This is a genomic window from Pseudomonas sp. JV241A (genome assembly GCF_900275665.1).
Lineage (GTDB): Bacteria > Pseudomonadota > Gammaproteobacteria > Pseudomonadales > Pseudomonadaceae > Aquipseudomonas > Aquipseudomonas wadenswilerensis.
This window is the reverse complement of record NZ_OPYO01000025.1, coordinates 59957-72222: the sequence shown is the minus strand read 5'-3', so window position 1 is coordinate 72222 and position 12266 is coordinate 59957. Positions and strand designations below refer to the sequence as shown.

Here is a 12266-nt window from a genome sequence, read left to right as displayed (position 1 = left end):
GGTCCGACTGGCGGATCTCCGTGCTCGAGTGCCCATGAACGAACAGCTGCAACCTCTCAAGAAACCAGTGCGTACCGGCAAGGCCGGTCGTAGCGGAACCCAGGACGATATCGTCTACGCGCACATTTTCGAGGCCATCCTCGAGCAGCGTCTGGCGCCGGGTACCAAGTTGAGCGAGGAAGCCCTGGGCGAGATCTTCGGCGTCAGCCGCACCATCATCCGTCGCGCCCTGTCGCGCCTGGCCCACGAAAGCGTGGTCCTGCTGCGGCCCAACCGCGGCGCGGTAGTGGCCAGCCCGACGGTCGAGGAAGCCCGCCAGGTGTTCTTCTCGCGACGCATGGTCGAGCGCGCCATCACCGAGCTTGCGGTCGAGCACGCCACTGCCGAGCAACTCAACGAACTGCGCCAGATGGTCCGCGAGGAGCGCGACAGCTTCTCCCGTGGCGATCGCGGTGCCGGTATTCGTTTGTCCGGCGAGTTCCACCTGAAACTGGCGGAAGCGGCGGGCAATGCCCCATTGATCAGCTTCCAGCGCAGCCTGGTGTCGCAAACCTCGCTGATCATCGCCCAGTATGAAAGCGGCAACCGCTCGCATTGCTCCTACGACGAGCACATGCAGCTGATCGACGCCATCGAGGCCCGTGACGTCAACCAGGCAGTGAGCCTGATGATGCACCACATGGACCACATCGACAGCAAGCTCAACCTCGATGAAGACAGCGCCTCGGATGACCTGCATGCGGTGTTCTCGCACCTGCTGCAGACCAAGAAGCGTGGTGGGATTGCGCCGCTCAAGGGTTGAAGGCCAGTAGCACCCAATGTCCGGCCACTGGCAGGTTATCCAGCCTCTGCTAGATTCTCACCTGATCCACCGCAAACCTTCATCAAGCAGTTGGGCTTGCGCGCTATGCGTAGAACTTCAACTACTTGAGGACAGGTATATGTCGATGCCCCTGAGCAAACGCATGGGTGCTGAACTGATCGGGACGTTCTGGCTGGTGTTGGGTGGCTGCGGCAGTGCGGTGATCGCCGCGTCGTTCCCCATCGGCATCGGCCTGGTCGGGGTGGCCATGGCCTTCGGCCTGACCGTGCTGACCATGGCTTTCGCCATCGGCCATGTTTCCGGATGCCACCTCAACCCCGCGGTGTCGGTCGGGCTGGTGGTGGGTGGGCGGTTTCCGCTCAAGGACCTGCTGCCCTACGTCATCGCCCAGGTGGTCGGGGCAATTCTCGGTGCGGCGGTGATCTACTTCATTGCCAGCGGCAAGGCCGGTTTCGAGTTGTCGGCAGGGCTGGCGTCCAACGGCTATGCCGAGCATTCCCCCGGCGGTTATTCATTGGCGGCAGGCTTTGCCAGTGAAGTGGTGATGACCGCGATGTTCATCCTGATCATCATGGGCGCCACCGACAGCCGTGCCCCGGCAGGCTTTGCACCGATTGCCATCGGCCTTGCGCTGACCCTGATCCACCTGATTTCGATTCCGGTCACCAATACCTCGGTGAACCCTGCGCGCAGCACGGGCCCGGCGATTTTCGTCGGTGGCTGGGCACTGCAGCAGTTGTGGCTGTTCTGGGTGGCGCCGCTGATCGGGGCAGTGATCGGCGGCGCGCTGTACAAGGGGCTGTTCCGCGAGCCTTAGCGCTGATGCACGCAGCGGCCGGCGGCGAAGGTCTGCCTGACGGTGCGGTCATCGCCCAGGGTCATCAGCACGAACAGCGTCTCGTCGATGCTGCTCGACTGCTGGATGCGGTAGTCCATCAGCGCCGTGGCCTTGTAGTCGAGCACCAGGAAGTCGGCATCGTTGCCCGGCTGCAGGCTGCCGATGCGGTCATCCAGGCTCAGCGCCCGGGCGCCGCCCAGGGTCGCCAGGTACAGTGACTTGAACGGGCTCAGGCGCGCGCCCTGCAGTTGCATGACCTTGTAGGCTTCATTCAGGGTGTTGAGCAGCGAGAAGCTGGTACCGGCGCCCACGTCGGTGCCCAATCCGACCTTGACCTTGAACTTCTCGGCCTGCGGCAGGTTGAACAGGCCGCTGCCGAGGAACAGGTTGGAAGTCGGGCAGAAGGCCACGGCCGAACCGGTTTCGGCCAGGCGCTGGCATTCGTCGTCGCACAGGTGCACGCCGTGGGCGAACACCGAGCGCTGACCGAGCAACTTGAAGTGATCGTAGACGTCCAGGTAGCCCTTGCGCTCCGGGAACAGTTCCTTGACCCAGTCGATTTCCTTGAGGTTTTCGCTCAGGTGGGTGTGCATGTACAGGTCGGGGTATTCGCCCAGCAGCTGGCCGGCCAGGGTCAGTTGCTCCGGGGTGCTGGTCGGTGCAAAACGCGGGGTCACTGCGTAGTGCAGGCGGCCCTTGCCGTGCCAGCGCTCGATCAGCGCCTTGCTCTCGATGTAGCCGGACTCGGCGGTGTCGGTCAGGTAGTCCGGGGCATTGCGGTCCATCATCACCTTGCCGGCAATCATTCGCAGGTCCAGGCGCTCGGCTTCTTCGAAGAAGGCATTGACCGATTCCGGGTGCACGCTGCCGAATACCAGGGCGGTAGTGGTGCCGTTGCGCAGCAGTTCTTCAACGAAGATCTTCGCGACCTTGTCGGCATGCGCCTTGTCGGCAAACTGCTTCTCGCAGGGGAAGGTGTAGGTGTTGAGCCAGTCCAGCAACTGCTCGCCGTAGGAACCGATCATGCCGGTCTGCGGGAAGTGGATATGGGTGTCGATAAAGCCCGGGGTGATCAGGGCATCCTGGTAATGCTCAACCTCGATGTCAGCCGCCAGGGTCGGCAGCAGGTCGCGGGCATCGCCCAGGGCGCTGATCTTGCCGTTGTCGATCAGCAGCAGGCCGTCTTCGAAATACTGATAGGAGGCTTCGACGCCTACTTCGGCAGGGTCGGCGATGCTGTGCAGGATGGCGGCACGGTAGGCTTTGCGGGTTGCGCTCATAGGGCTCTCGTCATATGGCTTGGCTGCGCCGTGACGGCGGCAGCAATTGGGCAATGGGGCCGGCGTTGACAGCGTTGTTGTGCTGGCCAAAGCTGGCGTTGTAGGTGGCAATGATTTCCGCGGCGATCGACACGGCGATCTCGATCGGCAGCTTGCCCTTGACCTCGGCGATGCCCATCGGGCAACGCATGCGTTGCAGGCGCTCCTCGGCAAAGCCGCGCTCACGCAGGCGATGCTCGAACTTGACGCGTTTGGTCTTCGAGCCGATCAGGCCGAACCAGGTGAAGTCATTGCGTTTGAGGATCGCCGCGGTCAGTTCCAGATCCAGCTGATGGTTATGGGTCATGACGATGCAGTAGCTGCCGGCGGGCAGCTCATCGACTTCATCCACCGGCTCTTCGCTGACGATCTTGCTGACCCCGGCGGGAAGGCTCTCGGGGAATTCCTGCTCGCGCGAATCGATCCAGCGCACCTTGCAGGGCAGGGCGGCGAGCAAGGGTACCAGAGCGCGGCCGACATGGCCTGCGCCGAATACGGCGATCTGCGCCTGCACCTGACCCATCGGCTCGAACAGCAGCACGGTGGCGCCACCGCAGCACTGGCCGAGGCTGGCGCCGAGGCTGAAGCGTTCCAGGTGCGGCGCTTCACGGCGCTCGGCGAGCATCTGCCGGGCGATGTGCATGGCCTTGTATTCCAGGTGGCCGCCGCCGATGGTGTCGAACAGCTGCTCGGCGCTGACGACCATTTTCGAGCCGGCATTGCGTGGCGTCGAGCCGCGTTCTTCGATGATGGTCACCAATACGCAGGGCTCGCCGCGAGATTGCAGGTCGGACAGGGCGTTGATCCAGGTGTGCATTATTCAGTTACCTCTACGGTGCCTGTTCTGGCCTCATCGCTGGCAAGCCAGCTCCCACAGTAGTCCCCCTGTAGGAGCGGGCTTGACCCGCGATAGGCGCCCTACGGAACGACTGTCTCAACCTCGGTAGCAGGCTGCTGCGCCGCCACTGCCTTGCGCATCTGCTCGCAACCCCAGAGCACCCGCTCCGGCGTCGCCGGCGCATCGATGAGCGGATGCACGCGGTAATCGCCCAGGCTCGCCACGGCATCCTTGATCGCACACCAGGCAGCGATGCCGAGCATGAACGGCGGTTCGCCCACGGCCTTGGAATGGAACACGGTGTCTTCCGGGTTCTTGCGGTTTTCCACCAGCTTGACGCGCAAATCCACCGGCATGTCGGCTACCGCCGGGATCTTGTAGCTGGCCGGGCCGTTGGTCATCAGCTTGCCCTTGGCGTTCCACACCAGCTCTTCGGTGGTCAGCCAGCCCATGCCCTGGATGAAGCCGCCCTCGACCTGGCCGATGTCGATGGCCGGGTTCAGCGAGGCACCGACGTCGTGCAGGATGTCGGTGCGCAGCATCTTGTATTCGCCGGTCAGGGTGTCGACGATGACCTCGGCACAGGCTGCACCGAAGGCGAAGTAGTAGAACGGCCGGCCACGCGCCTGGCTGCGGTCGTAGTAGATCTTCGGGGTCTTGTAGAAGCCGGTGCTCGACAGCGAGACCTGGGCGAAATAGGCCTGCTGCACCAGCGCTTCGAAACTGAGGATCTCATCGCGCACGCGCACGTGGCCGTTGCGAAACTCGACGTCTTCCTCGCTGACTTTGTATTGCCGTGCGGCGAACTCGGTCAGGCGTTTCTTAAGGATCTCGGCCGCATTCTGCGCCGCCTTGCCGTTCAGGTCGGCGCCGCTGGAGGCGGCAGTCGGCGAAGTGTTGGGTACCTTGTCGGTGTTGGTCGCAGTGATCTGGATGCGCTGGAAATCAACCTGGAACACTTCAGCCACCACCTGGGCCACCTTGGTGTTCAGGCCCTGGCCCATCTCGGTGCCACCGTGGTTCAGGTGAATGCTGCCGTCGGTGTAGATGTGCACGAGGGCGCCGGCCTGGTTGAGGAAGCTGGCGGTGAACGAGATGCCGAATTTCACCGGGGTCAGCGCCAGGCCTTTTTTCAGGATCGGGCTGTTGGCGTTGAAGCGGCGGATCGATTCGCGACGCTCGGCGTAATCACTGCTGGCTTCAAGCTCGGTGGTGATCTCTTCGAGCATGTTGTGCTCGACGGTCTGGTAGTAGTGGGTGACGTTGCGCTCGGTCTTGCCGTAGTAGTTGACCTTGCGCACCGCCAGTGGATCGAGGGCCAGGTGGCGGGCAATATGGTCCATCACCTCCTCGATGGCGACCATGCCCTGCGGGCCGCCAAAGCCGCGGTAGGCGGTGTTCGAGGCGGTATTGGTCTTGCAACGGTGGCCATGGATGGTGGCGTCGCCCAGGTAGTAGGCGTTGTCGGCGTGGAACATGGCGCGGTCGACGATCGAGGCCGAGAGGTCCGGCGAGCAACCGCAGTTGCCGGCCAGGTCGAAGTTGATTCCGTGCAGGCGGCCGTTGTCATCGAAGCCGACGTCGTACTCGATGTAGAACGGGTGACGTTTGCCGGTCATCAGCATGTCTTCGACCCGCGGCAGGCGCATCTTGGTCGGCTGGCCGGTGAGGTGCGCGATCACTGCACACAGGCAGGCGGGGCTGGCCGCCTGGGTTTCCTTGCCGCCGAAACCACCGCCCATGCGGCGCATGTCAACGACGATCTTGTTCATTGGCACGTCGAGGACTTCGGCCACCAGCTTCTGCACTTCGGTGGGGTTCTGGGTCGAGCAGTAGACGATCATTCCGCCGTCTTCGGTGGGCATCACCGAGGAGATCTGGGTTTCCAGGTAGAAGTGCTCCTGGCCGCCGATGTGCAGGGTGCCCTGCAGGCGATGCGGGGCGCTGGCCAGGGCGCTGACCGAGTCGCCACGCTGGTGGGTGTGGCTGTCGAGCACGAAGTGTTTCTTGCGCAGCGCCTCGACCACATCCAGCACCGGTTCCAGGTCTTCATATTCGATGATCGCGGCCATGGCTGCGCGGCGCGCGGTATCGAGGTCGCGGGCGGCGACGGCAACCACCGGCTGGCCGACGAACTCGACGGTGTCGATGGCCAGCAGCGGGTCGCCGGGCAGCAGCGGGCCGATGTCCTTGAGGCCCGGCACGTCTTCATGGGTGATGGCGATGCGCACGCCCTCGAAGGCGTAGCAGGGGCTGGTGTCGATGCTCAATACCCGGGCGTGGGCGCGGTCGGACAGGCGCGCATACACGTGCAGCTGGTTGGGAAATTCCAGGCGGTCATCGATGTACACCGCTTCGCCTGACACATGCTTGTCGGCGCTGTCGTGCTTGAGGCTGCGACCGACCCCGGTGGTCAGGTCCTGGCTGAACAGTTCGGCCAGCTCTGCCTGGCTTTTGGCGACGTGATGGTTAGACATAAGCGGTCACCCGAGTCTCGATGTGCGGCGTTTGCAGTTCAATGAAGTATTTGCGCAGCAGGTTCTGCGCGCTGAGCAGGCGGTATTCCTTGCTCGCGCGAAAATCCGAGAGTGGCGTGAAGTCCTCGGCCAGGGCCTGGCAGGCGCGCTCGATGCTGGCCTGGTTCCAGGCCTTGCCAACCAGTGCCGCTTCGCAGGCGCGGGCCCGTTTCGGGATCGCCGCCATGCCGCCGAAGGCAATGCGCGCAGCCTCGACCACGCCGTTGCTGATGCGCAGGTTGAATGCCGCGCACACCGCCGAGATATCGTCGTCCAGGCGCTTGGACACCTTGTAGGCGCGGAACGCCCAGTCGGCACGGGCCCGTGGCACGATGATCTTCTCGATGAACTCGCTTTCCTGGCGCGCGGTGATGCGGTAGTCGATGAAGTAGTCTTCCAGCGCCAGGGTGCGGGTGCTTTCACCTTTGCGCAGAACGATCTGCGCATCCAGGGCAATCAGCAGGGGTGGCGAGTCACCGATCGGCGAGGCGTTGCCGATGTTGCCGCCAAGGGTGCCCTGGTTACGGATCTGCAGCGAGGCGAAACGGTGCAGCAGCTCGCCGAAATCCGGGTACTCGGCGCTCAGGGCGTCGTAGCAATCGGTCAGCGGCGTTGCGGCGCCGATTTCCAGGTACTGGCCTTGAGTCTCGATGCGCTTGAGTTCAGCGACGTTGCCGACATAGATCATCACTGGCAGGGTCTTGTGGAACTGGGTGACTTCCAGCGCCAGGTCGGTGCCGCCGGCCAGCAACCGGGCTTCGGGGTGCGAGCCGTAGAGTTCGGCCAGATCGGCCACGGTCAGCGGCACCAGGCAGCGCTTGTCGCCGCTGTTGAGCTCACCGGTTTCACCCGGGGCGATGGCCTTGAGGCGGGCGATGGTCTGGGCTTCGCTGGCATCGAACTGATCAGGCTTGGCCTGGCAGCAGGACTGCTCGGCGGCGGCCAGGATCGGCCGGTAGCCGGTGCAGCGGCAGAGGTTGCCGGCCAGGGCTTCCTGGGCCTTGTGCAGATCGGGTGCGTCGCTGTTCTTTTGCAGGGCAAACAGCGACATGACGAAGCCCGGGGTGCAGAAGCCGCATTGCGAACCATGGCAGTCGGCCATGGCTTGCTGCACGCTGTGCAGCTTGCCCTGGTGCTTGAGGCCTTCGACGCTGATCAGTTGTTTGCCGTGCAGCGAGGAGACGAACGTCAGGCACGAGTTGAGGCTGCGGTAGCGGATGTGCTCGCGGCCGTCCTCGCCCTGGGCCAGCTCGCCGACCACCACGGTGCAGGCGCCACAATCGCCGCTGGCGCAGCCTTCCTTGGTACCGGACTTGCCCAGGTGTTCACGAAGATACTCGAGCACGGTCAGGTTGGGGTCCAGGGCATGCTCACTGCGCAGCTCCTGGTTAAGTAGAAACTGGATCACGGGAAGGCCTCACAAGCGACTTATTGTTGTTGAGCGGACTGTAAGCAGACTTGATTTTCAGGTCAACAATTTTCTGACCTTTGGGTCAGGAAATTTCTCGTGGCGCTTCCGCCCTTTCACAGGTGCTCTGTTATGAGCATAGTTGGCTCTGTGGGATCCGAATCTTTTGCGCCAATCGTGCCAACTTCTGCTATATGGCCACTGCGCGGCGCGGGGGCAAGTGCGCTACAATTCGGCGCTTGTGCACAGTTCAATGATTTTGAAGGAAAACCATGACGTTCAAGGCGCCGGACAGCCTCTCCGAGCAAATTGCCCATTACCTGGCCGAGCGGATCATCCGCGGCGAGCTCAAGCCTGCCGAACGTATCCAGGAGCAGAAGGTTACCCAGGCGTTGAATGTCAGCCGTGGTTCGGTGCGCGAGGCGCTGCTGATCCTCGAACGCCGCCATCTGGTGACCATCCTGCCGCGTCGTGGTGCCCACGTGACCGAGCTCGACGAGCACAACGTGCGCAGCCTGTGCACGTTGATGGGCGAGCTGTACACCTTGCTCGGCAACGCCGTGGCACAGCACTGGCGCAATGACGCTGACCTGCTGCCGTTCCTCAAGATCCAGCAGCGACTGACCAGCGCTTTTGAGCGTCAGGACATCCGTACCTTCGTCGAAGACAGCTTCGCGGTGATGCGCGCTGCCTATCCGTTCGCCGACAACCCCTACTTGCAGGAAACCGTCGAGAACCTGCAGCCGGCCATGAGTCGTGCCTATTACCTGGCACTGGACCAGCGCAAGGCCAATATGAACGACTTCCTGGTGCTGTTTGCCAACCTGCTCGAGGCCGTGGTGGCCCGTGACCAGCTGCGCATCCGCACGGTGCTGGCCGAGTACTGCCAGCGCAGCTGCGAGCTGGTGCTGGCGGCGCTGGCGACTGCCTGAGCATGCGCTTAAAGTGCATTCGCCTGGCCGGGTTCAAGTCGTTCGTCGACCCAACCACGGTCAACTTCCCCAGCAACATGGCGGCCGTGGTCGGGCCCAACGGCTGCGGCAAGTCCAACATCATCGATGCGGTGCGCTGGGTGATGGGCGAAAGCTCGGCCAAAAACCTGCGTGGCGAGTCGATGACCGACGTCATCTTCAACGGCTCGACCAGCCGCAAGCCGGTGAGCCAGGCCAGCATCGAGCTGGTGTTCGATAACTCCGACAGTACCCTGGTCGGTGAATACGCGGCTTATGCGGAAATTTCCATTCGCCGCAAGGTGACCCGCGACGGGCAGAACACCTATTACCTCAACGGCGCCAAATGCCGGCGCCGGGACATTACCGATATCTTCCTCGGCACCGGCCTGGGCCCGCGCAGCTACTCGATCATCGAGCAGGGGATGATCTCCAAGCTGATCGAAGCCAAGCCCGAAGACCTGCGCAACTTCATCGAAGAGGCGGCGGGTATCTCCAAGTACAAGGAGCGCCGGCGCGAGACCGAGAACCGCATCCGCCGCACCCATGAGAACCTCGAGCGCCTGACCGACCTGCGCGAAGAGCTGGAGCGCCAGCTCGAACGCCTGCACCGCCAGGCCCAGGCCGCCGAGAAGTACAAGGAATACAAAGCCGAAGAGCGTCAGCTCAAGGCGCAACTGGCGGCCCTGCGCTGGCAGGCCCTGAACGATCAGGTGGGCCAGCGCGAAGCGGTGATCGGCGACCAGGAAGTCGCCTTCGAGGCGCTGGTGGCCGAACAGCGCAATGCCGATGCCAGCATCGAGCGCCTGCGTGATGGCCACCATGAGCTGTCCGAGCGTTTCAACCTGGTGCAGGGGCGCTTCTATTCGGTCGGCGGCGATATCGCCCGGGTCGAGCAAAGTATCCAGCACGGTCAGCAACGGCTGCGCCAGTTGCAGGATGACCTGAAAGAGTCCGAGCGCGCGCGGCTCGAAACCGAATCGCACCTGGGCCACGACCGTACGATGCTCGCCACCCTGGGTGAAGAGCTTGAAATGCTCGAGCCCGAGCAGGAGATGACCCTGGCCGCCGCCGAAGAGGCCGCCGCCACCCTGGAAGATGCCGAAACCACCATGCACGGCTGGCAGGAGCAGTGGGACAGTTTCAACACCCGCTCGGCCGAGCCGCGGCGCCAGGCCGAAGTGCAGCAGGCGCGTATCCAGCAGCTGGAAACCAGCCTCGAGCGCCTGGCCGAGCGCCAGCGCAAGCTCGGCGAAGAGCGCGATCAGCTCAGTGCCGACCCGGAAGACGCAGCAATCCTTGAACTGGGCGAGCAACTGGCGACCAGCGAAATGCTGCTCGAAGCGCTACAGACAGACGAGCTGCAGGTGGTCGAGCAGCTCGAAGCCCTGCGCGATCAATTGCAGCAGGCCGTTCAGGCCCAGCAACAAGCCCAGGGCGAGTTGCAGCGCCTGGGCGGTCGCCTGGCTTCGCTCGAAGCCCTGCAGCAAGCGGCGCTCGACCCCGGCACCGGCACTGCGCAATGGCTGCGTGAGCAAGGTCTGGCACAGCGTCCGCGCCTGGCCGAAGGCTTGCGCGTTGAGCCGGGTTGGGAGCTGGCGGTGGAAACCGTGCTTGGCGCCGATCTGCAGGCAGTAGTGGTCGACGATTTCAACGGGCTGGACCTGGGCGCCTTCGATCAGGGCGAACTGCGCCTGCTCGACAGCCGTGGCGAAGGCGTGCGCATTCCCGGCAGCCTGCTCGACAAGGTCGAAGGGCGCATCGATCTGGCGCCCTGGCTCGGCCAGGTCAAACCGGTAGACAGCCTCGAACAGGCCCTGGCCCTGCGCGCTCAGTTGGCAGACGGGCAAAGCCTGATCAGCCGGGACGGTTACTGGGTTGGCCGGCACTTTTTGCGCGTCAGCCGTGCCAGCGATGCCCAGGGTGGCGTACTGGCCCGTGGCCAGGAGCTGGAGCGCCTGGGCCAAGAGCAGCAAGAACATGAAGCCGCATTGGAGCTGCTGGAAGCCAGGCTGCAGGAGCAGCGCGAACAGCAGCAGCAACTCGAAGAGCGCCGCGAGCAACTGCGCCGCCGCGCCCAGGACGAAGCCCGCCAGCAAAGCGAACTCAACGCCAGGCTCTCGGCCGGCAAGGCCCGCGCCGAGCAGTTGAGCCTGCGCCGCCAGCGTCTGGAAGAAGAGCTTGCCGAGCTGCTTGAACAACGCAGCATCGAACACGAAAACCTCGGCGAGTCGCGCCTGCAACTGCAGGAAGCCCTCGACCTGATGGCCCAGGACACCGAGCAGCGCGAGTTGCTCCTGGCCCAGCGCGACAGCCTGCGCGAGCGCCTCGACCGGGTGCGCCAGGAGGCCCGTCAGCACAAGGATCACGCCCACCAGTTGGCTGTGCGCCTGGGCTCGTTAAAGGCCCAGCACGATTCTACCCGCCAGGCCCTGGAGCGCCTGGAGCTGCAGTCCGAGCGCCTGAGCGAGAAGCGCGAACAGCTGACCCTGAACCTGGAGGAGGGCGAGGCGCCGCTGGAAGAGCTGCGCCTCAAGCTCGAAGAGCTACTGGAAAAACGCATGCGCGTCGATGACGAGATGCGTCAGGCGCGCCTGCACATGGACGAAGCCGACCGCGAGCTGCGCGACGCCGAGAAGCGCCGCACCCAGGCCGAACAGCAGTCGCAGCTGCTGCGTGGCCAATTGGAGCAACACCGCCTGGAATGGCAAGGGTTGAGCGTGCGGCGCAAAACCCTGCAGGAGCAGCTGCACGCCGATGGCTACGACCTCGACGGGGTACTGGCGACCCTGGGCGAACAGGCCAGCGAGGAGGAAGCCGAACAGGAGCTCGAGCGCATCGACGCGCGTATCCAGCGCCTGGGGGCGATCAACCTGGCGGCCATCGACGAGTATCAGCAGCAGTCCGAGCGCAAGCGCTACCTGGATGCCCAGGACGCCGACCTGGTCGAAGCCCTGGACACCCTCGAGAACGTCATTCGCAAGATCGACAAGGAAACCCGCAACCGCTTCAAGGATACCTTTGATCAGATAAATGCCGGATTACAGGCACTTTTCCCAAAAGTTTTCGGTGGCGGCAGCGCTTACCTGGAACTGACGGGCGAAGATCTACTCGATACAGGGGTGACAATCATGGCGCGGCCACCGGGCAAGAAGAACAGCACCATTCACCTGCTCTCGGGCGGTGAGAAAGCGCTGACCGCCCTGGCCCTGGTATTTGCCATTTTCAAGTTGAACCCGGCACCGTTCTGCATGCTCGATGAAGTCGATGCACCGTTGGACGATGCCAACGTCGGGCGTTACGCCCGGCTGGTGAAGGAGATGAGCCAGACGGTGCAGTTCATCTATATCACCCACAACAAGATCGCCATGGAAATGGCTGATCAACTCATGGGCGTGACCATGCATGAACCGGGTTGTTCACGGCTGGTGGCGGTGGATGTGGAGGAGGCGATGGCCATGGTCGACGCCTGATTCGAGGCAATAAGGCGTGAACCTGCGGTAAATGGCCCTGTCAGTTGCGACAGACGGTGTAAAGTTATCTTTGGTCGTGCTAGCTTAATGTCACTTATTTT

At 63.4% G+C, this 12266-nt stretch carries 8 protein-coding genes; 4 read left to right on the top strand and 4 right to left on the bottom strand.

Translation table 11 applies throughout. The annotated features are described in order from the left end of the window. The first annotated feature begins 34 nt into the window (after positions 1-34). Together JV241A_RS16355 and aqpZ are read left to right on the top strand one after the other, a co-directional pair. Positions 35-802 carry a GntR family transcriptional regulator gene (locus JV241A_RS16355; RefSeq protein WP_115088002.1) on the top strand — a complete coding sequence of 256 codons (768 nt, stop codon included), beginning with the start codon at positions 35-37 and terminating at the stop codon, positions 800-802. A gap of 139 nt (positions 803-941) precedes the next feature. Beyond that, positions 942-1640 carry an aquaporin Z gene (aqpZ, locus tag JV241A_RS16350; protein ID WP_134063533.1) on the top strand — a complete coding sequence of 233 codons (699 nt, stop codon included), beginning with the start codon at positions 942-944 and terminating at the stop codon, positions 1638-1640. Here aqpZ and guaD read toward each other — a convergent pair. From guaD to xdhA, 4 genes are all read right to left on the bottom strand, one after another. Next, the gene (gene guaD, locus JV241A_RS16345; RefSeq protein ID WP_134063531.1) at positions 1637-2941 is read right to left on the bottom strand and encodes a guanine deaminase; all 1305 of its coding nucleotides are present in this window, start codon (positions 2939-2941) and stop codon (positions 1637-1639) included. The genes aqpZ and guaD overlap by 4 nt on opposite strands. Positions 2942-2951: 10 nt before the next feature. Further along, on the bottom strand, positions 2952-3797 hold the full coding sequence (gene xdhC, locus JV241A_RS16340) for a xanthine dehydrogenase accessory protein XdhC (protein ID WP_115087999.1): 846 nt from the start codon (positions 3795-3797) through the stop codon (positions 2952-2954). A gap of 101 nt (positions 3798-3898) precedes the next feature. After that, on the bottom strand, positions 3899-6295 hold the full coding sequence (gene xdhB, locus JV241A_RS16335) for a xanthine dehydrogenase molybdopterin binding subunit (RefSeq protein ID WP_134063529.1): 2397 nt from the start codon (positions 6293-6295) through the stop codon (positions 3899-3901). Next, complete coding sequence (gene xdhA / locus JV241A_RS16330; RefSeq protein ID WP_134063527.1) at positions 6288-7742, bottom strand: xanthine dehydrogenase small subunit; 1455 nt, start codon at positions 7740-7742, stop codon at positions 6288-6290. The genes xdhB and xdhA overlap by 8 nt, the downstream gene beginning before the upstream one ends. Before the next feature lie 272 nt (positions 7743-8014). Here xdhA and JV241A_RS16325 point away from each other — a divergent pair, with 272 nt between their 5' ends. Both JV241A_RS16325 and smc read left to right on the top strand, forming a co-directional pair. After that, complete coding sequence (locus JV241A_RS16325; protein ID WP_115087996.1) at positions 8015-8674, top strand: GntR family transcriptional regulator; 660 nt, start codon at positions 8015-8017, stop codon at positions 8672-8674. Between the two features lie 2 nt (positions 8675-8676). After that, a complete protein-coding gene (gene smc, locus JV241A_RS16320) occupies positions 8677-12165 on the top strand; it encodes a chromosome segregation protein SMC (protein ID WP_134063525.1) in 3489 nt (1162 codons plus the stop codon). The last annotated feature ends 101 nt before the right edge of the window (positions 12166-12266 follow it).

Excerpts from the sequence above, each read along its gene's own strand:
- JV241A_RS16355 (WP_115088002.1), top strand. The coding sequence starts at position 35 with ATGAACGAACAGCTGCAACCTCTCAAGAAACCAGTGCGTACCGGCAAG.
- aqpZ (WP_134063533.1), top strand. The coding sequence starts at position 942 with ATGTCGATGCCCCTGAGCAAACGCATGGGTGCTGAACTGATCGGGACG.
- guaD (WP_134063531.1), bottom strand. The coding sequence starts at position 2,941 with ATGAGCGCAACCCGCAAAGCCTACCGTGCCGCCATCCTGCACAGCATC.
- xdhC (WP_115087999.1), bottom strand. The coding sequence starts at position 3,797 with ATGCACACCTGGATCAACGCCCTGTCCGACCTGCAATCTCGCGGCGAG.
- xdhB (WP_134063529.1), bottom strand. The coding sequence starts at position 6,295 with ATGTCTAACCATCACGTCGCCAAAAGCCAGGCAGAGCTGGCCGAACTG.
- JV241A_RS16325 (WP_115087996.1), top strand. The coding sequence starts at position 8,015 with ATGACGTTCAAGGCGCCGGACAGCCTCTCCGAGCAAATTGCCCATTAC.
- smc (WP_134063525.1), top strand. The coding sequence starts at position 8,677 with ATGCGCTTAAAGTGCATTCGCCTGGCCGGGTTCAAGTCGTTCGTCGAC.